This is a genomic window from Synechococcus sp. J7-Johnson (assembly GCF_024345795.1).
In the GTDB taxonomy this organism is placed as follows: domain Bacteria; phylum Cyanobacteriota; class Cyanobacteriia; order PCC-6307; family Cyanobiaceae; genus Regnicoccus_A.
In genome coordinates, this window is sequence record NZ_JAGQBU010000003.1 from 142,436 (window position 1) to 162,407 (window position 19,972).

General features: G+C 63.7%; 14 protein-coding genes. 8 read left to right on the forward strand and 6 right to left on the reverse strand.

The genetic code is table 11. The features are described 5' to 3' along the window. Window positions 1–169: 169 nt before the first annotated feature. From KBY93_RS03020 to KBY93_RS03035, 4 genes are read right to left on the reverse strand one after another with little or no spacing between them, the layout of a single operon-like run. A complete protein-coding gene (locus tag KBY93_RS03020; protein WP_255092759.1) occupies window positions 170–1,621 on the reverse strand; it encodes an HlyD family efflux transporter periplasmic adaptor subunit in 1,452 nt (483 codons plus the stop codon). Continuing rightward, entirely contained in the window at window positions 1,621–4,626 is a 3,006-nt protein-coding gene (locus tag KBY93_RS03025) for a peptidase domain-containing ABC transporter (protein WP_255092760.1), read from the reverse strand. Before KBY93_RS03025 ends, KBY93_RS03020 begins: the two co-directional genes overlap by 1 nt. Continuing rightward, window positions 4,623–5,423 carry a peptidylprolyl isomerase gene (locus KBY93_RS03030; protein WP_255092761.1) on the reverse strand — a complete coding sequence of 267 codons (801 nt, stop codon included), beginning with the start codon at window positions 5,421–5,423 and terminating at the stop codon, window positions 4,623–4,625. Before KBY93_RS03030 ends, KBY93_RS03025 begins: the two co-directional genes overlap by 4 nt. Then, the gene (locus KBY93_RS03035; protein ID WP_255092763.1) at window positions 5,420–8,263 is read right to left on the reverse strand and encodes a glycosyltransferase; all 2,844 of its coding nucleotides are present in this window, start codon (window positions 8,261–8,263) and stop codon (window positions 5,420–5,422) included. The genes KBY93_RS03030 and KBY93_RS03035 overlap by 4 nt, the downstream gene beginning before the upstream one ends. Before the next feature lie 275 nt (window positions 8,264–8,538). On the opposite strand from KBY93_RS03035, the gene KBY93_RS03040 reads away from it, so the two are divergent. The 4 genes from KBY93_RS03040 to KBY93_RS03055 all read left to right on the forward strand — a co-directional run bounded on the left by KBY93_RS03040 (window position 8,539) and on the right by KBY93_RS03055 (window position 15,160). Further along, window positions 8,539–10,608: a hypothetical protein gene (locus KBY93_RS03040; protein WP_255092764.1), complete on the forward strand. Its 2,070-nt coding sequence runs from the start codon at window positions 8,539–8,541 to the stop codon at window positions 10,606–10,608. A gap of 10 nt (window positions 10,609–10,618) precedes the next feature. Continuing rightward, window positions 10,619–12,115 carry a DUF563 domain-containing protein gene (locus KBY93_RS16125; protein ID WP_255092765.1) on the forward strand — a complete coding sequence of 499 codons (1,497 nt, stop codon included), beginning with the start codon at window positions 10,619–10,621 and terminating at the stop codon, window positions 12,113–12,115. Between the two features lie 109 nt (window positions 12,116–12,224). Then, window positions 12,225–14,252, forward strand: coding sequence for a sulfotransferase family protein (locus KBY93_RS03050; protein WP_255092766.1), 2,028 nt, complete (start codon window positions 12,225–12,227; stop codon window positions 14,250–14,252). Window positions 14,253–14,401: 149 nt separating this feature from the next. Beyond that, complete coding sequence (locus KBY93_RS03055; protein ID WP_255092767.1) at window positions 14,402–15,160, forward strand: sulfotransferase family protein; 759 nt, start codon at window positions 14,402–14,404, stop codon at window positions 15,158–15,160. Between the two features lie 3 nt (window positions 15,161–15,163). On the opposite strand, the gene KBY93_RS03060 is transcribed toward KBY93_RS03055, so the two are convergent. After that, window positions 15,164–16,006 (reverse strand): bifunctional 2-polyprenyl-6-hydroxyphenol methylase/3-demethylubiquinol 3-O-methyltransferase UbiG, encoded by an 843-nt coding sequence (locus tag KBY93_RS03060; protein ID WP_255092784.1) that lies wholly within the window; start codon window positions 16,004–16,006, stop codon window positions 15,164–15,166. Between the two features lie 37 nt (window positions 16,007–16,043). On the opposite strand from KBY93_RS03060, the gene KBY93_RS03065 reads away from it, so the two are divergent. After that, entirely contained in the window at window positions 16,044–16,280 is a 237-nt protein-coding gene (locus KBY93_RS03065) for a hypothetical protein (RefSeq protein ID WP_255092768.1), read from the forward strand. Here KBY93_RS03065 and KBY93_RS03070 read toward each other — a convergent pair whose 3' ends face one another. Next, window positions 16,281–17,525 carry a hypothetical protein gene (locus tag KBY93_RS03070; protein WP_255092769.1) on the reverse strand — a complete coding sequence of 415 codons (1,245 nt, stop codon included), beginning with the start codon at window positions 17,523–17,525 and terminating at the stop codon, window positions 16,281–16,283. It lies immediately after the preceding gene. A 27-nt stretch (window positions 17,526–17,552) separates the two neighbouring features. On the opposite strand from KBY93_RS03070, the gene KBY93_RS03075 reads away from it, so the two are divergent. The 3 genes from KBY93_RS03075 to KBY93_RS03085 are packed head-to-tail and all read left to right on the forward strand — an operon-like array spanning window position 17,553 to window position 19,575. Next, entirely contained in the window at window positions 17,553–18,806 is a 1,254-nt protein-coding gene (locus KBY93_RS03075; RefSeq protein WP_255092770.1) for a hypothetical protein, read from the forward strand. Between the two features lie 11 nt (window positions 18,807–18,817). After that, complete coding sequence (locus KBY93_RS03080) at window positions 18,818–19,234, forward strand: nucleotidyltransferase substrate binding protein (RefSeq protein WP_255092771.1); 417 nt, start codon at window positions 18,818–18,820, stop codon at window positions 19,232–19,234. Next, on the forward strand, window positions 19,231–19,575 hold the full coding sequence (locus KBY93_RS03085) for a nucleotidyltransferase domain-containing protein (RefSeq protein ID WP_255092772.1): 345 nt from the start codon (window positions 19,231–19,233) through the stop codon (window positions 19,573–19,575). The genes KBY93_RS03080 and KBY93_RS03085 overlap by 4 nt, the downstream gene beginning before the upstream one ends. Window positions 19,576–19,972: the final 397 nt, after the last annotated feature.

Sequence of the window (19,972 nt, forward strand, 5' to 3'; positions counted from 1 at the left end):
ATCAACAGGTAGCCCACCAGCAGGGCGGATACAACAAAGGATCGGCTGAACACCCTTGTTTTCAGCCGTTGCCAAGTGCGCAACCTAATTGCCCTGCTGCGTTGAGGCGCGGGCACGTAGATCGACCAGTTTGATGGGGGTGACTCAGGCAGGTGTGGCTGACGTGCCATCAGCGTGTGCGCTCGAATTCGCGTTTGCGATCCTCGAAGAACCCTGTAAAGATACTGAGAAAAGTCCGTTCTCTGAGCTGAATGTCGGCAGTGAGGGCCATGCCGGGTTTGATTGGGATTGGTTTGCTCGCTCCCTTGAGATGTTGACTCTTCAACTTGAGAATGGCTGGATAGAATAGACCAGTGGCATCGGTTTTCAGGGTTTCAGCCATTTCCTCTGTGGTGAGAGAATCGGAGCCAATGCGTTCAACCACGGCCGGGATGAAGCCGAACTGGCTGGAGGGGAAGGTGTTGAGTGAAATCTCCGCAACCTGGCCAGTACGGATGAAGCCGATCGCATCGTTGGGGATGAATACCTTGGCCTCGAGGGCATCAGCCGGAACCACACGCAACAAGGGTTTGCCGATTTCGACCACCGATCCCTTCGACACGTCTATGTCGAAGATGGCGCCCTTGCTGGGGGCTGTGAGCACTCCATATTGAACTTGTAGTTGAGCCTGACGGATCTGACCATCGAGGTCTGAGAGTTCGCGCAGATTTTCTTCGATCTTGGCGCGCAGTTCGGCACTGGGGGCCGCTTGGGCACTGCGAAGGGCAGCCCTCAGGCCGGCGGCCGTGCGTTCTTCGCTGGCCAGGCTGGAGCGTAGTTCATCGGCACGGTTGCGTGTTTCCAGGGCCTGAACCTCGCTGACCGCACCAGTACGGGAGAGGATGGCGTAGCGCTCGGCAATGTTGGACGTGGTGGCCAGGCTGGTGCTTAGTCCGGCAATCCTGGCCTCACTGGCCCGTAGTTGCTCTTCGGCGAGCTGGCGGCGGCTGCTGAGATCTTCGGCCTGGTTGCCCAGCTGCAGCCGTTGGTTACTGGTGAGGCCGCTGGCCTGCTGATCCCCCAAGGCAGCAGCGAGAATTTTATTTTCATTGAGCAGCCGGTTACGCACAGCCTCGGCGGTGGTGAGGCTGCTGCGGGCCTGGCGGAGATCAAAGCGCAGCACCACGTCGCCTTGGTTCACGGACTGGCCGTCCTTGACCAACACCTCGTCCACGACACCAGGCACCGGTGCCTGGAGGATCTTCACCTTGCTGCCCGGTTGGAGCTTGCCCTGGACGGCAACGGTTTCTCCCAGAGGGGCCACAGCAGCCCAGATGATGAGGAAGCTCGCACCGCCGATTGCGGTCCAGGTGATCAGGCTGGAGGTGCGTCGGCTTTTGTTGAGCAGAGCTGGTTGGTTGAACTGCCAGTCGGGCAATGGAGCGAGGGCACCGCCTGGTTTGGGTGCGGTCGTTGAAGACTGGCCGTTTTGGTCAGTGATGGGTTGTTCTCCCACAAGATCGATGCGTACGGGCACCACTCTTTCGTCGGTGGCGGAAGTGCGACGGCGGCGGGGTGAGCGCAGCCAGTTCAGAACCCTGTCGTAGCTGTCGACCAGGGCGTTCGAGCGATCGCTTGGCATCAGAGTCCTCCCTCCTGGGTTTGACTTTGGTAAAGGGCGTAGTACCAGCCCTGGCGCTGGATCAGGTCGCGGTGGGTGCCTGTTTCCATGATGGCGCCGCGATCCATCAGCACGATGCAGTCGGCCGGTTGAACGGTGGCGAGGCGATGGGTGATGAAGAAGACCGTGCGACCCCTGAAAGCCTCGAACAGGTTGATACACACCTGCCTCTCGGTGCGGGCATCGAGAGCGCTGGTGGCCTCATCGAGGATGAGCATGCGCGGGTTCTGGAGCACAGCCCTGGCCAGGGCGAGGCGCTGGCGCTGGCCACCGGAGAGGCCGGCGCCACGCTCGCCCACATCGGAGTTGTACCCCTTGGGAAGGTCCATGATGAAGTCGTGGGCGCAGGCGATGCGAGCGGCGCGGATCAGCTCCTGGGCGGTGGCATCGGGTTTGACCAGCAGCAGGTTTTCGCGAACGGTGCCATCGAACAGCACGCTGTCCTGGGGCACCACCCCGATCTGGCGACGGAGAGAATAGAGCTCCACCTTGTTGATGTCGGTGCCATCGATCAGCACCTTGCCTTCGAGGGGGCGGTAGAAGCGCGGCAGCAACTTGAGCAGGGTGCTCTTACCGCTGCCCGAGCCGCCCACCATGCCCACGAAGGAGCCCACGGGAACCTCCAGGTTCACGCCATTGAGCACGAGAGGACCGCTATCGGAGAAGCGGAAGGCGAGATCGCGGAATTCCACTTTGCCCTGAAGAGGAGGCATGGGCAGGTTCAAAGACTCACTGGGGGTCTGCTCAGTCTGGCGATCCACCACATCGCCAATCATCTGAATCGATTCACTCACCTGCTCAAAACTTTGCCAGGTGCTGGTGAGCTGGACCAGAGGCTGGGTGATCTTGCTGCTCATCATACGGAAGGCGATGAAAACACCTAACGACAGTTGATTCTGTATGACCAGATATATGGCTACAGCGATCGTCAGGATCTCTCCAAGGCTGTTGATGAAGTGCGATATGTTCGAGATTGTTTCCTTGGTGATCCTGAGCTTGAAGTCTTCACCGATAAAGCGGGAGTAGCGGTTCTGGAATTCCCAGCGGGTCTTGAGCTCAGCGTTCTGGGATTTGATCGTCTGGATGCCGGTGATCGATTCGTTCAGATAGGAGTAGGTGGCCACCGATGCACCCATGCTGAGTTTGATCTGGGTGCGCAGCATGGGTGTGGTGATGATCGTGAGAGCGATCATCAGGGGCAGGGTGGCGAGGCTTGCGAGCGTGAGCGGAACGCTCATGGCCAGAAGAATGAACAAATACAGAAAGCTGAAAGCTAAGTCGACCACCAGGGTGATGCTGTTGCCCAGCAGGAATTCACGCAGTCGATCCAGCTGGCCGAAGTAGAACATCACCGTTCCTACGGGGCGGCTGTCGAAGAAGCCCTGGGGCAATCGCACCAGATGATCGAGAATGGTGGCTTTGGCAGCCTGGTCGATACGGTTGGACGTGTCGGTGAGGATGAAGCTGCGCAGGATCTCGAAGACAGCTTTGACTAACGTCGCCAGCAATAAAACTGCGGCAATGCCCATCAAGACATTGAGACTCTTTGCTTTCACCACGTTGTTGACCATCACCATGGTGCCGAGAGGGACGGCCAGTCCGAGAAAGTTGATGGCGAAGGAGAGGGCCAGCACCTCAATAAACTGACGCCGGTGTTCGCGCAAGAAGGGCAGAAACCAGCTCCAACCGAAACGTTGTTCCTTGGCATCGGGTTTGCGCTGCAGCAGCAGCAGCTCCACCAGGCCGCCGGCTTCCGTGACCACCTGCTCGGGAGGAAGCAGCAGGGGGCCAAGCTCTGGCTCGAGCAGGCGCAGCTCACCTGATTCGGTGGTGCCTTCGAAGATGGCGAAGTGGCCCTGGGCGAAGAGGAGGGCGGGGGTCATCGCCCGCTGCAGCCGGTCGGCGGGGAGCTGGGTAAGCACCACCCGTAGGCCAAGGGAATCGAGGATCTGGCCCAGATTGATCAGGTTGAGTTGACCCTGCCGCTGCAGAACGGCTTCCACTTGATCGAGCAGGGCATCCCTGTTCACGGGAACGCCGAAGTAATGGGCAATCGCCATGCAGATGGCGATCGGGCCCTCCCTGGGGCCGGTGGCGCGCCGTAGGCGCAGTTCACCACCACGGCCTTCGGCCTGGGGTTGGGGTTGCTCGGGGGAGAGGGCATAGCCCCCGGGTGATGGCACGAGTTCGGAGCCAGCCGGCTGCTGTTCAGGAGCCTCAACGGGTCTGGAACCCACCAGCAGATCGGGAGATTCCTCAGTTGGTGGTGGTGGTGTTGTTCCTGAGCTGGGGAGGCCCACCAGGCGCAACCAGGGGCTGCCTGGCTGGGGTGGCTCCAGTGCCACCTCTGTCTGCCAGGGCTGGCCCAACGGTCCGCCGCTGCTCACGAACCAGGCCAGGCTCGCTCCGAGGCTGGGCGGCGTTGAGCCTGTGGCCGGCCAGCTGCGCACACGGGCCTGGTCGCGCTTGGCCGGCCAATCGCGCAGCAAGCTCATCCATTGGGGATCCTGGGCGGAGATCGAAACCAGCACCCGGTGCAGTTCTGCGGCCGGCAGGGTGTTTTCAAACCAGAGGCGAAGCGTGTCGTGCTGGCTTAACAACTCCTGGAAGAGTGTGGCGGGAAGGCTCAGAACTTCCAGTTCGGAGCTGGCACGCAGGTGTTCGCAGGGGTCGCCGCGCACCAGGGAACACCAACCGGCGATGTCGCCGGGTTGGAGGCGATCGATGGTGCGCAGATCGCCGCTGACTGGATCGACGGCCAGGCTGCGCAAGCTGCCGGAGCTGACCAGCAACACAGCTTCCGGCATCACATCAGGGCGCACAACCGTTTGGCCCAGGCGATAGCGGCGGGCGTCGAGCAGTGGCTCAAGCGACTCGATCACCGCAGCGGGGAGGCGATCGAAGGGCCGAAAGGACTTGAGGAGCCGGCGTGCGTGTTGCGGAAGGCTGGAAGCGGAGCTGCTCATGGATTCACCGGTTCGGCAACAGCGATCAGGGGCATCAGCTCTTCCCCTGCCATCAGCAGGCTCACCTGCTCCTTGAACCACACCTGAAACAGTTCGTCCACCATCGCCGCACGCATTGCGTCGTCTAGCTGAGCAGGGAATCGTTCTTCCAGCCGCACCAACAGCCACCATCCAGCCACTTCGAAGGGAGGCCACAGTTGTTTCGGACGGCTGACGCGCAGGCGCTCCACGAGGGCCTTATGGCCGGTGGTGAGGGCGATCGGACCGATCAAGCCCCGGGTGGCGCGTTCCTGCCCCTTACTGTGTGCTGCCACAAGGCTGGGGAAGTCGGCTTCCTCCTCAAGCAGTTGGCAATGCAACTCCTCTGCCAGCTCTCGATCTGACACCCGTAGAAGCGAATAGGTTACCTGATCGAGGTCAAGCTTGCGTTCAAGAAAACGTATTTCAGCCTGTTTAGCGTAGCAGTCCTGGCTGTAGCGGCGTACCCGCTCGGCCTTGGTGGCGAAATAACGCAGATCGTCGAGCGACCAACCTTTGGTCTCCAACCAGCCGGAAAGGGCTTCGTCATTGTTGATGCCCTCAGCTTCGAGGTAGGCCCGCATCAGGGAGATCTCTTCATCCTCGTGCATGGTGATCATGCTGGCCACCCGGTCGAGTACCACCCCCTGGGCCAGGGCCAGGGCAACCCCCTGCTGGCGCAAGAGCCGGTTGGTTTCTTCCACCGACAGCAGCGGGCGATTGGAGGCGATGGCGATCACGGCCGGGGGCACCACCCCGGAGAGATGGGTGGCGGTCATTTGCATACGGGCAGATGTAACTGGCCCAGGGCTGTGGCCATCAGCTCGAGGCCACGGTCGCGGGAATAGTGGTGGCGGGCATGCTCAAGGGCGGCGGCACTGGTTCGTCTCCAGAGATCGTCGTCGTGGATCAGGCCGGAAATGTGGTTGCACCAGCCCTGGGGATCCTGGGCGATGAATATTTCACAGGCGTGGCGCAGGCCGGTGGCTTCGGCTGCCACCGGGCTGAGGACCTGGGGCATGCCATGGGCCAGGGCGGCAATCACCTTGCCCTTGATGCCGGCGCCGGACCTCAGGGGGGCGACGAAGACCCGGTGCTTGGCGTACACATCGGCCACATCGCGAACCCAACCATGCACCTGGACACCTTCGCAGGTTTGCCAGGCCTCGAGGAGAGCGGCATCGAGACCGCTCCCATAGATATGAAAGTTGAGATCGGGCACTTGCTCGCGAAGCCGAGGCCAGATTTCTTGTAGAAACCATTCCATTGCATCGCGGTTGGGAGGGTGCTGATAGCTACCAAGAAAGCTGATTCCTGAGCGGCCCTCGAGCGGGGCGGGATTGGGGTGGGTATCAACCACCCAGGGGCAACGAGCGGTGGGCCATTGCCCCAGGCTCTCGGCGGCGATCACGGCCTGCTCGATCTCGCTGTAGCTGAGGGTGAGATCTACAGCGGCCATCGCCTCTAGTTCCTGGCGGCGGGTATCGCGCACGGCGTCGAGGGCTCGCTCGGCTGCCTCGCCACTGAGACCGGCTGCCTGGGCCTGACGCAGTTCTCTGAGGTAATGGAGGTCGGCATTGCAGAATACGAGCTTGGCCTGTCTTGCATGCTTTTTCAGGAGATCAATGCTGTCGCGAACTGTGGTGTAGCGGGTCAGGTAAACCAGATCGAATTCACAGCCCCGTTCCTGCAGAAAGCGTTCCAGGGAGAGCACGAAGGGGGCATGGATGGTTTCGATGCCACGGCGTTGCAGGTCTTCGGTGTAGGAGCCAAGCCAGGCTAGGTTGGCTGGAACGAAGGTGATCTTGTAGCCAAGGGCCTGGATCAGCTCCATTTCCACCAGGGCGGCATGGCTGCCGGCATCACGGTCCGGCCGGGGAGTGCCGTGATCGAGTACGAGAGCACGTCCGAGGATGCCACGGTCCTTGATCGATTCGGCGGCCTCGAAGCTCGGGGTGGTAACTCCGCTGAAGGCTTGCTTCCACTTGCGCTGGAACAGGGGAGCATGCAGGGTCTGGAAGCGCTTGAGACCATGATTGCTGTCTGGATCGGTGTCGGTGCCGCAGCTGAGGCCCTCGTGGTGGATCACCCTCGCAAGGGGGGCGTATCGCACCACCAAGCCGGCCTGGCGCACCTTGAAGCCCAGGTCGGTGTCTTCGTAGTAAGCGGGGGAGAACTCCGGGCTGAAGCCACCGATCTGGATCCAGAGGTCTCGGCGGATGGCCAGGGCGGCACCACTGACATAGTCGACCTGACGGGTATAGGCCACGCCAGGGTGGTAAGGGTTGCGGCCACGCCCGTAATTCCAGGGTTCACCGTTGCCCCACACGATCCCCCCGGCTTCCTGAAGCCGACCGTCGGGATGGATCAGCTGGGCGCCGCTCATGCCAGTGTCGCTCCAACGCCTGAAGGGTTCCAGGAGTTCCTCCAGCCAACGGCAGCAGGGTTCGGTGTCGTTATTGAGCAACACCACGTATTCACCGCGGGCGGCGGATGCGCCGCTATGGCAGGCCTGGTTGAAGCCCCGGGCGTAGTCGTGTCGGATCACCTGCACTCCGGGGGCTTCCCGGGCCAAAGCTTCGCTGGTCCCATCACTGGAGCCATCGTCGACGACGATCAGCTCGAAGGCCACCCGGGTGGGGGCGTAGGCCAGCCCCGCCAGGCAGCGGCGGGTGACGGAGTAGCTGTTGTGCACGGGCACCACTATCGACACCAGGGGCTCCGGACTGAGGGGCAAGTGGATCGGTGCTCGATTCACAGGGCTGCCATCGGGGCCGGCCTCCTGGTTGGCGGCGGCTGTGGCCGGAGGCTCGACGGGGCCACTGAGCAGTCGCTGCAGCAGAGGCAAATCCCTGGGCAGTGGTGTGCCGTCCGCGTCGGCCCACTGCAGCCAGGTGGTGAGGCTGCGGTGGTGTTCCCGTGCCAGGGGATGAAGTTGATCGGGGAAGGGGGCCTGACCGTGATCGTGTAGCGACGACCAAGGGGTGAGTTGAAACGGTGTGATCTCAAGGCTTTCGGCCTGAAGTGCCCCATCGTTGTCGTGAAGGGCGAAGTGGTGGACCTGGCCATCGCACTGCTCTGGTGGCAGCGGAGCCTGGATCTGTCCCTCGTCATTGGCGGTGACGATGCCGAGGCTGGCCCCGTCGAGGCGCAATTCCAGCTCCCGGCCCGGAGAGGCCCAGCACACCAGGAAGGGTCCGTGCAGGGAATCCACTCGCACGCCGGAACCGGAGCGGCAGCAGAGTTGCTCCAGCAGCTGGTAGCGCTGGTCGTCGAGGCGCAGGGGGCTGCCGGCGAGTTCCACGGAAGGATCCGTGACCAGAAGCGCCCGCATCACCAGGCCGGTGGAGCGGGCTGGCAGCTCAATGCCGTTGCGTCCAAAAAATGAAAAACCGCACTGGTGGCTGAGTCCCTCGCGGTCGAGATCAGGGCGCGGCAAAGACGCGGTCAGCTCAGCCAGGGGCCAGCTGCGGCCAGGCCTGAGCAGGTCCTCGATCACCAGCCGAACCCTTGGTAGCCTGGGAACCTCCGCTGATCCTGGTAAAGGACAAGCCCAGCCCTGGAGGGAACCATCGCCGGCAAAGCCTTCGAACGCCCCGATCCAGGCGCCTCGAGCCATGGGCTGGAGAGCCGATGTCAACTGGTTCGACACGGTCGTACTTGGTTGAACATCCTACGAAACTAGGATGGCTGGATGGTGACGTGACTGCCTGGGGTGCATTGACCAAGTGGCAATGAAATCGTTCGCTGCCAGCAACATGGCAGAACCGAGGTCTCCATCTCTCTATCCTCCACTTGACCACTTCGATGACAAAACCAGCTCCGTGGACAGCTATCAAGTCTGATCTTGGCCGCGGCGGAGGAGTGAGTCAAGACTCTGCTGAGAGTGTTGATTTGACCCAACTGACCAAGGATGAGCTTCTGGGGCTGTCCCTGGAAACCTTCGAGTTGATCAACTCCGCTCTCGGGCGTGGCGACGACGAACAAGCAGTTGCACATCTGCCTGGTCTTTTGCGGCTGTTCGATGTATTGATTTCGGCATTCTCCAGCCATCAGGGCAGTCTCAGCAGGTTCTTTTCCCGAGCCTTCGTAAGCCTGCTGCCCTCGATTAATCAGCGGGCTCGAGCCGAGGGGTTTGATGCGGCTGCCGTCGACAAGCGGGCCGAGCTTGCCTGGCAGGCTCTCATGATCGTTAACCGCCTACGTGAGTTCGGTATCGATCTTCCCAACTGGCTGGCTGGTTATGAAAAGGGTCTGGCTACGCACGGTATCCTTCTGTTAAGGGAGGCTCGCAGTCAGGATCTGATTACCGATACGGCTTCTTTGCCCACCGAGCTGCTCCTGCTGTTGCGCCTGGGCGAACTGATGGAACCCCCGGGCCAGTGGGTGATTCTCGATGCACGTCGTTTACTCGCCCAGCAGATCAAGGAGGCTTTGGAGCAGGACACTCAGTCAGCGGGGCTGCGTGACAGGTTGAGGGACTGCGCTGAGCGATTCCGGGGTTTCTCCACGATCGATCCGAATCTTGACGAGCTTCTCCGCAGGCTTGATGCGCTCCCCTGCGTAGCCATTGGCGAGGTTGAGCCCAGGACATCGGCGGAACCCCGAGACGATTCGCTGAGGGACGAAGTGGTGCCCGTAGCGGTGGTCGCCGAATTGATCGGAGCGGGAGAGACCCTGGATCCGCTCTCGGCGGAGGAACTGGCCCGGCTGATCCCTGAGAGCGTCGAGCAGTGGCTGGCCTCGCTTGCGCCGCAGAGCACCGCCGAGCTGGCCTTGGTGCATGTTCCAGGGGCACGCGTCGTCCCCCACGATCGAGCGCGACTGCAGCTGAATCTGGCTCCGCTCCTGTCATGCGGCAGCGTTGATCAGATCGATGCCCTGATCCAGGCTTTTTTCCGTCCCCTGCAGGGCGCCGCCGCATCGCACACCTTCAGCCTGCTGGAGCCCACATCCAGCCTCTATGAGTCGCTCGGACTGCTCTGGCGCCATGGGGGCCAGCTCGACCCCGATCACTTCCCCCTGCTGACCGTCTGCACTACAAGCTGGAACCGCTGCGGTGGTCCGGGAGCGTTGGGAGCCCGGCTGCTCCCCTCCCGGTTCCCGGTGGCACGGATGGCCCCTGGTCAGAGCCTCGTGCGCCCTCTACGGGTTGAGCTCGCCGCCCTGCAGGCTGTGCTTTACCACCACGAAGCCCTGGAACCTGCCATGGCAGCGATCCGCCGCAACCACCTCAACCATGGGTGGATGCACCGCCGGAAGGAGCCATCGTCGTCTGATCCCGGCGATCTCGAAGAGAGCCTCCGGCTGCTGCACACAAAAACGGGCTTCTACGCCGACAGCTATGCCCCCCTGGACTGCCTGGAGCGCTGGAGTCGGGGTGTGCTCTCGGCCCTGCTGGACATGCAGGTGGCGGCTTCATCTATGGGCCCGGGATTTTACTCGGTGGCTCAGAAGCTGTTCGAGCAGACCGGACGGGTCAAGCCCTTGCTGCAGTGGCCCGACGATCAGGAGATCTACGATTTTCTCGCCGGCAAGGAGGTTGTTTTCGTCACTCCCCTGGCCGTTGATGTGGAAGCGCATCACCGATCGGGCAAGGCTTTCGATCTCTTCCACGACCTGACGATCCGCCCCTACGGCCTGCGTTGCGTTGAGGCCCCGCTCTCGCTGTATCCGAACCGGCCCCTGAGTGGATTCAGCGAAAGCCTGGAGCGCTGCCTCGAGGCGGTGGATGCTCTCTATCGCGAGCGTCCTTTCGCCATCTTCACCGCGGTCTGTGGGGCCTATGCCCTGCCGCTCTGCGAAGCGGTGAAGCAGCGCTATGGCGTCAGCTGCCTCTCCAACGGCAGCCTGATGCACGCCTATGTCGGGCTGCACCAGACCAGCACCTCGCGCTGGCGGCTGCAATCGCGCAAGCCAGAGAACTGGACAACCAGCCACTCCTTCGATGTAGGGGAACAGTGATGGCCTCCCCGTGATCAGCACCCTGATCGACAATTACCACCAGGCGGTCCGTTCTGCGGATCGGCGGAAGGCTGGCCGGATCGCCCGACGGGCCTACCGAGTCGATCCCTGCCACGATCTGAGCCAGTGCATGCTGGCCGAGAGCCTGACGATCGCCGGCAAGCACAGGGCAGCGCTGACGATCCTCGAGCGAAGCCCCCCCGCGGGCGGGCCGTCGGTGTGGCGGCTGATGCTCCTTATGGAGTCCGCGGGGCGTAGCGGACGGCTGGACACGCTCACGATGGCCCTGCAGGAGCTGCTGAGACGCCATCGCCACGACCATCGGATCTGCCTGCTGGCGCTCGGCAAAGTTTGGGACAGCGCCCCCGCGCCGCTCCTGGCCCATCTTGTGGGCCAGATCCAGGCCAACGCGGCAAACCTCGACGCCGCCGATGCGACAGAGCTTGGCTCCCGGACCGCTTTCATCCGGAAGTCGCTCAGCCTGCTGATGCTGGCCGAAGGGGCCCCGATGGCTGGGAGCTCTCCCGACGCCCGGGTCAGCGTTCCGATCCACACTGCGCAACGCACCGTGCCGGTGGTTCTTGATCGGCTCGACTTCTGCACTCTTTACTACAGCGGCTCATACAAAGCCGGGGTCGTGCTGACTGACGCCCAGCTGCGGCCCACAGCGGCGGGATCGGCCTCATGGACCCGGCCCGAACTGGCGCCCTTGCTGGCACTCGACAGCATTGACATCGACGACGTTGATCGGGGAGAGAACGGTGAGAACAACCACTTCCTGTGTGGAGATCGATTCACCTATGGGAACATGTATCACACTGGGATCGTGCACGTGGTCTGGGCAATGGCATGTTGCCAGCTGGCTCATCCGTCCGACACCCTGCTCTTCTACGGAGAGGCCTGGCCCTGGGCGAAGCTGATCATCGAGCGTACGTTCGGATCCGCACGGATTCGCTACCTCCAGGCCGATCGAATACACCGGATCCGGCGTCTCTACAGCCTCCCGCTGGAGACCCAGTCATTGTTGCACCGGGAGCGGGATCTCTGGGGCTTCCATCTTGGGTTCATTCGCAGGATCGCTTGCGACCTTGCCCAGGACGCCCCCCAGCTGGTTGGCGGGATCCCCAGCCATGTGTATATCTCCAGAAAGCTTGCCAGTGCCCGTGCTGTTGCTAATGAGGCGCAGCTGGAAGAGCTCTTCTCCGAGCATGGCTTCTCAATTGTGATGTTTGAGGAGCTCGACCCCAGGCAGCAGATGTCGCTGGTCAAGCACGCTTCTCATATTGCCGGAGTTCATGGGGCGGCCTTCAGCAACCTTCTGGTGGCAGATCCTGAATGCCTGATTGTCGAGATCGGCGAGGCTGTCGATACGCGGCGCTGCTATCAAATCCTGACCTCGTCCCTGAGCATCAGGCGCCATCACCTCATTCCCGCCATCCAGGCGTGCAAAGGAGTTCTCACGGTGGATGTCGATCAGGTGCGAGCCGCCCTGGCTGGCCTGATCTGATGCGAGGCGTAACGTAAAAGGCTGACCCAACCCCATCAACAGCCAGGTGCTCGCCAACCTTCTCCACCTGCATGGGTTCAAATGCGCTGGCAGTACCTTCATCTGGTCGTTGGAGCGTGCAACCGGTGGAGAGGTGCTTTACCTGGAATCACCGGGGGCGGGTGATCGGCTCGACTGGCGGCTGGCTTGCGAGTATCTGACCAAACTGGAGCGCCAGCCCCTGGCGATCACGTCCCATCTGATCTGCCTGCCGCCACCGGGGGCGATTGCCGCTCTGAAGGTGGCCTTCCTGCGGCAGCCGATGGAGCGTATCGCCTCGGCCTACCGGTTCCAGACCCAGGTGCAGAAGACAGACGAACCGGTGCCGTTCCGCCAGTACCTGGAGAACCTGCAGCAGGGAATCGTGGCCAATTTCCAGACCCGGCACCTCTCGCCCCAGGAGCCGGGCGACTGGGTGCAGCGCCGGGGCTGGGCGGCCCGGCCGGAGCTGATCGACCTAAGCCGGGAGGATCTGTTCGTGGGGCTGGTGGAGCGCTACGACGACTCGATCGTGGCGCTGGAAGACCAGCTGAAGCGGATGGGGATGGGGATGGACCTGGCCTATGCCAGGCCGGTCAACACCACCCAGAAGGCTGGTAGGGACGAGGAGCCGATGAACACGCCGTTGGGACTGGCTGTGACGGAGCTGGATCTGAGCCTTTACCGCCGCGCTGAACAGCGGCTGGAGGAGCGGCTGGCTGTGGTGAGCGATCTGGAACACAAACGAGCTGATCTGCAGCGGCGGCGCGCTGCCCTGTGCAACGCGCCGCCGCCTGTGAAGCTCAAACCTGAGACCGAGTGGGTGAAGCTGCCGATTCAGATCGGAGACGTGATGAACAAACCCGCCGGCGCGGATCCAGACTCCGATGATCTGAACGACGATTACACGCGCGAGGCGCTCAGCGGCGCTGCTGGTCTGCTTGCAGAGGACGGCCTCGCGCTCGATATCGAGACGCTAAATACCTGGGAAGCCCCCCGCTCCCTGCGCCGCTATCAGCGCCTGATCCTTGAAGGAAGGCCCTTCGCGCTGCGTCTCGGCGAGAAGCTTCTTCACTACCGCTGGTGTCGCGCCGATGCTGGTCGCAACGTGATCGAGTTTGAGGAGCACGGATCCGGCCGGCGCTTCTGCCTGAGCTCGGATCAATGCGGAACCGGTTACCAGCTCACGGATCAGCCATTGACACCCGGCTTCGGGGTGGGTGCCGCCCGTCCCGGGGAGGCCGCGCTGGTGAGGGTGGGTGAAGGCAATTTCGCCCATTTCATCTGGAATGAACTTGATGCCCTGCTTCAGGTTGTGCAGGGCGGTCAGGTGGAGGTCGTTCAGGATCACGTGACTGTGCTCAATGTGGGTCAGTTGGATAACGTCGTGCTTCGGGATAAGGCCGAATTGGACCGGCGACCCAGCCTCCACCTTGGCGCCATGGTGGTGACCCCGCGAGTACGCCATTTTGTGCTCAAGGATCTGGGTGTTTCCGAGGAGGCGCCGGTCCGGGCAGACGACGGTTACGGGGCCACGATCCTGGTGGGAGTGCGTGGTTCTGGCAAACGGGAACTCACCAATGAGGTTCCCGTCCTGATTCACCTGATTCAGACGCTGCGCAGGGTCTATCCTTCGGCTCGATTTCTGCTCGACGGGTTCACCTATCAGCGCAATAATCTCCACCATGCGAATGCCCAGCGAAGGGCCGAAGCCGTGGGCATCAGGATCGCGGAGATTGTAATGGCCTGTGGAACCAGCGGGATCACCATACTCAGTGGCCTGGAGATTGGCCCGGCTCTGAGAGAGATTCGTTTTACGGATTATTACATCACCCATGAAGGCACCATGCAGCACAAGATCGGCTGGTTCTTTCCCTGGATCCCAGGGCTCTGTCTGTGCGGACCGCAGCATCCTGTAGCCGTGGCGCGATGGCATCAGATCCAATGCCTCGAAGCCGTGGCTGTCGATTCACTTCCGCCAGACTTGCTTGATTACGAAAGCGTTGCGCCAACGGAACAGGCTGATCGAACCCCATCACGCGATCGCCCGTTCCGGATCACTGATCCAGAACGGGCGATCAGCCAGATCATCGAATTGGCAAGTCGCCACCTTGGCTGACTGTCGTAGGCTCAGCCCTGGCTGGTTCCAGGGCTGAGTAGGCCGGTTTCATAGATTGAGCTGAATCTCTCCCCATCAACAGCCAGGTGCTCGCCAACCTTCTCCACCTGCATGGGTTCAAATGCGCTGGCAGTACCTTCATCTGGTCGTTGGAGCGTGCAACCGGTGGAGAGGTGCTTTACCTGGAATCACCGGGGGCGGGTGATCGGCTCGACTGGCGGCTGGCTTGCGAGTATCTGACCAAACTGGAGCGCCAGCCCCTGGCGATCACGTCCCATCTGATCTGCCTGCCGCCACCGGGGGCGATTGCCGCTCTGAAGGTGGCCTTCCTGCGGCAGCCGATGGAGCGTATCGCCTCGGCCTACCGGTTCCAGACCCAGGTGCAGAAGACAGACGAACCGGTGCCGTTCCGCCAGTACCTGGAGAACCTGCAGCAGGGAATCGTGGCCAATTTCCAGACCCGGCACCTCTCGCCCCAGGAGCCGGGCGACTGGGTGCAGCGCCGGGGCTGGGCGGCCCGGCCGGAGCTGATCGACCTAAGCCGGGAGGATCTGTTCGTGGGGCTGGTGGAGCGCTACGACGACTCGATCGTGGCGCTGGAAGACCAGCTGAAGCGGATGGGGATGGGGATGGACCTGGCCTATGCCAGGCCGGTCAACACCACCCAGAAGGCTGGTAGGGACGAGGAGCCGATGAACACGCCGTTGGGACTGGCTGTGACGGAGCTGGATCTGAGCCTTTACCGCCGCGCTGAACAGCGGCTGGAGGAGCGGCTGGCTGTGGTGAGCGATCTGGAACACAAACGAGCTGATCTGCAGCGGCGGCGCGCTGCCCTGTGCAACGCGCCGCCGCCTGTGAAGCTCAAACCTGAGACCGAGTGGGTGAAGCTGCCGATTCAGATCGGCTGAGGGTTACCGAGAAGCCACCAGGACTATGACCCCTGGTATTTCAGCCCCTACCACTCCGTAGCTGGGAGCTGCGATCCAGTGAATGGCGGGATCTCGCAATCCGGCCGTCCGGACCTGATCGAGGATGTCCCAACCGGGGATCTGGTACACGAGGCTGCCGGAATCATCCACGGGATTGATGTGAAACTCGTCTTCGCCGATCGGTTCAGGGGTCTGGCCAGGGTGGTGCAGGGCCTTCACGATCGTGGTGTCTGAGTCGTAGGCGAAGGGGAAGGTGGCCAGCAGGTACCCACCGGGGCGCAGCACCCGGGCGATCTGGCCGAGTGCTGCTGGCAGGTCGTAGAGATGTTCGAACAGCTCGTTACACAGCACTAGATCAAAGCTGGCAGTGGGGAAGGTGAGAGCGCAGAGATCCTGGTGGGGCAGCTGGCCGTGCAGGGGATTGCTGCTGCTGGGAAGGTATTCGCTGCCGTGGAAGTTGGGGAAGCTCCTCTCCATTAGGCGGGCGAAGGGCGTGATGGCCTCCGGGCAGTAGAGCCGCAGCTCTGGCCTGGCCGGAAGGGAGCCAGTATCGATCAGGCGCTGCAGCAGCAGCAGGAGGGCACGATGCCGAGCGAGGATGCCCTGATGGGCTAGGGATTCGCGGTAGTTGTCGCCGGCCAGTTCCAGCTCCTGGGCGGGAATGAGCTGCTGGCTGAGGGGATCCCGTATGCCATGCAGGGCGATCAGACGCAGGGCCTGCTGCACCTGATCAGGCCAGCTGTGAAATTGTGCATTGAGAAAGGCCTGAAAGGGCGCACGGCTGCTGAAGATCTTCTCTTCCAGGTGGAGATCCTGGTCAAGCACTGGCAAGAAAGCGGGGGGTTCCGTAAGGTATCGAGCCATGGCCGATCCCTCCACCAGTATCGACGAGCTCACCAGCCTCCGGGAGCAGCTCGAAGAAGCACGCGACGAGGCGGAACTGAATCTGCTGCAGCTGCAGCAGGTGCAGGAGGAGCTGGAGTTCTATTTTCTGGCCCATCAGCAGCAGCAGGGCTTGCTGGAGCGCTACGGACAGGAGGCCCTGCGGGCGGAGGGGCTGATCGCGGCGCTGTTGGAGCAGCTGGAAGCCCGGGGCTGATCAGCTATGGAGGGCCAGCCGGCCTTCCCCGTCCGCCAGGGCGGCCGCAAAGGCGTCGAGGCCCTGTTGCAGGGTGTCGACGCTGCTGGCCGAGGCCGAGGCGGAGGCCAAGGCCGGCAGCGGCAGCTTGCGCTGGGCCGCGATTCGCTCCAGAAAGGCCTGGAAGTGGCTGAGCCGGGCCTCCGGTTCAGTGGGGTTGGCGGAGCCGGCGGACTCTGCTGCGGCAGAAGGTCGTTCCGTCTGGGCCAGCAGGGCGCGCAGCGGCTGCCACTGGGGATCCTGCTCCACCAGCTGCAGCAGCAGCTCGCGGGCCTGGGCGGTGTGACCCCGATCCAGCAGGCTGCGGGCGTGGAGCACGGCCGTGCCACGGCGGGCCTCGCGGCGGCGCTGGCGAAAGATCTCGATCAGCTCGGGCTGATCCCAGCCATGGTCCTGGGAGCAGCGGGCGATCGCCTCGCCCCAGTGACGCAGCGCGTCGCCGATGCGGCCGTCGGCGAGGGCGAGGCGGGCGCTGAGGTCGTGGCACCAGGGGTTGGCGGCCAGGGCACCGGTGGGTTGGTGCAGCCAGGCGGCGCAGCGCTGCAGCTGGCCGCGCTGCAGGGCAAGGTCGGCGGCCTTGAGCACGGCGTAGTCCCACTCCGGCCGGGCATCGGCGACCAAACCCCAGAAGGCGGCGGCGGCACCGGGGTGGGCGGCCATCTCGGCGTCGCCCACCAGCTGGATCAGCAGCTGCTGAAACGCCTCGCCGCCAGCCTGGCTGCGGTGCAGCAGCAGGGCCAGCTGATCGAGGGCTTCGTCGTCGAGGCCCTGCTGCCAGGTGGAGCGGGCCCGCTCGATCCAGCTCTGCTCCAGGGCGCTGGCCTCGAGCCAGCGCCAGCCCCGCAATTGCTGCACCAACCCCCGGGCCAGCCTGGCCTCGGGCGCTTCCTCGCCGGTGGCGGTGGGGGCGGGCCACAGCCCCCAGGGATCGGGCAGCAGCGCCAGGGTGGGCTCGAGCCGGTCGGCCTCGAGGATCAGGGCATCGGCGGCCTGGGGGTCGCCGGCCAGGCGCAGGGCCACGGCCAGCTCCAGGGCCCAGCGGGCATTCCAGGCCGGAGCGGCGCGCAGGATCGTGGCCCGCTGCCGCAGCACTTCGACACGCGCAAAGCGTCCTAGCCAGCGCAGCTCGGCGGCGGTGGCATCAGGATCTTTGGCGGGATCCGCCAGCGGGCACTGCAGCAGTTCGGCGGCGGTGGGCCAGTCCATGCCGGGGGGCGGTGATGTGCTGGCATTGTGATCGTCTTCGCGGGCGGCGCGTTGGGTGTACGGCGCCTGGTGATCGTGGATCCGGCCTGGAGCAGCCAGGTGGGGCATCACGCCGATCTCAATGAGGCCCTGCTGGGGGAGCTGGCCGAGGCCGGCTGGCGGCCGGAAGTGTGGGCCGACAGGGCGCTGGAGGAGAGGCCGGGGGTGCGTCCGATGTTTCGCGATTGCGGCTACGAAGACCCGCGCCACTGGGCCGATGTGGCCGGCACGCTGCATCTGGCCCGGCGCCTGGAAGCCCAGCTGCAGAGCGCGACTGCGGGAGATCCCGTGGCCGCCTGGGTGGTGCATACGGCCCTGCCGTTCCAGCTGCTGGGGCTGGCCCGCTGGCTGCAGCACCAGCCGGCGGCGGCGGTGGCGGTGTCGCTGATGTTTTCTCCCGGAGAAACGCTGGAGGGGCCGCCGGGCGATCCACAGGCCACGGCCCAGTGCCGCCTGGCCCTGGTGGGGCTGGGCCAGGCCTGCCGGGCGGCGGGCCACCGCCCCTGGATCGGGGTGCCCTCGACGCAGCAGGGAACCTTGCTCGCCCCGCTGCTGGTGGCGGCCGGATTGCCGGCGGGAGAGGTGCATCCGGCGGTGGTGGGGGCCGGCGGCCACACGATTCAGCGGCGGGCCGAACTGGCAGACGCCGTGCTGCTGCACTGGGGGGATCTGAAGCACGGCAAGGGGCGTCAGGAGGCCCTGGCGGTGGTGGCGGCGCTGCTGGAGCAGGGGCCGGGGCCGGAGCTGGGCTCCCCGGGCTGGCTATTCCATCTGCACAGCCGTGAACCCCTGCCTGCAGCCGAGAGGGCGCTGCTGGAGCGGGCCCGGCAGGAGATCAGGGGCTTCACGCTGCTGGAGGGGCCGGTGGCGCGCGCCGAGATGCTGGAGCGGTTGGCGGCCTGCCCGCTGGCCCTTCTAGCCTATGACCCCCGCACCTATGCCCAGCGCAGCTCCGGCATGTTGTGGACCTGGGCCTCGGCCCGGCTGGCGGTGGCAGAGCCGGCGGCGGCCGTGGGCTACGGGGAGGGCTGGCTGGCGGCGGAGGCCCCGGGGTTGGGCGTGAGCTGGCGGGCGCTGGCAGCGGGCGAGCGGACCCCGACCGGAGGTGAGTGGCTAGGGCTGCTCCGCCAGAGCCTGAGCGCTCTGGACAACGCTTCTGGTTTTACCCCCTACGGCAAGACCGTGTTAGGACGCAGCTTTGCCGGCCATCTGGTGGACACGGTCCTAGCTTCGGGCCAATGACCGCCGCTGCCATGGCTGACGCCGATATCCGCTGGCAGCAGCGCTTCTCCAACTACTGCCGAGCGCTTGTTCAACTGGAGGGTTTTTTCGGTCCTGAAGTTCTCAATGAACGAGAGGAACAGGGCCTGATTAAAGCCATTGAATATAGCTTCGAACTGGGCTGGAACACCTTGCGTGATCTGCTGCGCTCTCAGGGCAATGCCGATCTGCTCGGCTCCCGGGACACCTTGCGCGAAGCCTTCCGCGTGGGGTTGATTGCCGATGGGGAGGGCTGGATGCTGATGATTCAGGACCGCAACCTCACCAGCCACACGTACAACCCAGCCACCGCTCGGCAGATCGGGGCGAACATTCGCGGCCGCTATCTCGCCTGCTTTCAGGCACTGCGCGAGCGGCTCCAGTTGAGGCTGGAGGAGGAGAACAGATGATCATCACCATCCCCGGCCTGCCTGAGGCCAGCAGTGAGCGACTGCTGGGGGTATTGCGGGCCCATCCCCATGTGGACGCCATCTGGCTGTATGGGTCGCGCGCCATGGGCCGCCACACCCCGGCTTCCGATATCGACCTGACCCTGGGGGGCGACCGGCTCAGCCACAACGATCTGCTGCAGCTGCTGGCTCGCATCGACGACCTGCTGCTGCCCTGGCAGGTGGATCTGTCGCTGCGGCAAACCCTCTCCGAGGATCTGCAGGCGCACGTGGGCCGAGTGGGCCAGTGCCTGTGGTCACGGACTGCGGCGGTGGCCGCTGAGCGATCAACCCATGGCTGAGACCATCCACACCTCTGGCCACCCCTGGCTCACAGACACAGCTCTGGCAGACACTGCGGATCTGGGTCCTGGGCTGGATCCCGTTGGCCTGCAGAAGGGTCTGGAGCGGCTGGCGGCTCGCCCTGATGTGCAGGCCCTGGTGGTGTTCGGCTCGCGGGCCAGCGGAAATGCCCGACCAGACCAGGGCTGCCTAAAAGTTCCACAACAGCATTCTTGGCACGGCTGTCAGCATGGGTTTTGGTTGGCTGGAATGGCGGCCCTCCATGCCCGAAACCCAAACCACCGCAACGGAAGAGAGTGTTCCGAGCGATCTGATCAGCTTCCTCAAGGCCATCCCCGACGGTCGCCTCCCCCGTGGAGTGCGCTATCCGCAGTGGTTTCTGCTGCTGGTGGCGGT

What these genes read in the sequence shown, in the direction of transcription:
- KBY93_RS03085 (WP_255092772.1), top strand. Translation starts at nt 19,231, where the DNA reads ATGATCATCACCATCCCCGGCCTGCCTGAGGCCAGCAGTGAGCGACTG.
- KBY93_RS03030 (WP_255092761.1), bottom strand. Translation starts at nt 5,423, where the DNA reads ATGACCGCCACCCATCTCTCCGGGGTGGTGCCCCCGGCCGTGATCGCC.
- KBY93_RS03020 (WP_255092759.1), bottom strand. Translation starts at nt 1,621, where the DNA reads ATGCCAAGCGATCGCTCGAACGCCCTGGTCGACAGCTACGACAGGGTT.
- KBY93_RS03035 (WP_255092763.1), bottom strand. Translation starts at nt 8,263, where the DNA reads ATGGCTCGAGGCGCCTGGATCGGGGCGTTCGAAGGCTTTGCCGGCGAT.
- KBY93_RS03070 (WP_255092769.1), bottom strand. Translation starts at nt 17,525, where the DNA reads ATGGACTGGCCCACCGCCGCCGAACTGCTGCAGTGCCCGCTGGCGGAT.
- KBY93_RS03080 (WP_255092771.1), top strand. Translation starts at nt 18,818, where the DNA reads ATGGCTGACGCCGATATCCGCTGGCAGCAGCGCTTCTCCAACTACTGC.
- KBY93_RS03025 (WP_255092760.1), bottom strand. Translation starts at nt 4,626, where the DNA reads ATGAGCAGCTCCGCTTCCAGCCTTCCGCAACACGCACGCCGGCTCCTC.
- KBY93_RS03065 (WP_255092768.1), top strand. Translation starts at nt 16,044, where the DNA reads ATGGCCGATCCCTCCACCAGTATCGACGAGCTCACCAGCCTCCGGGAG.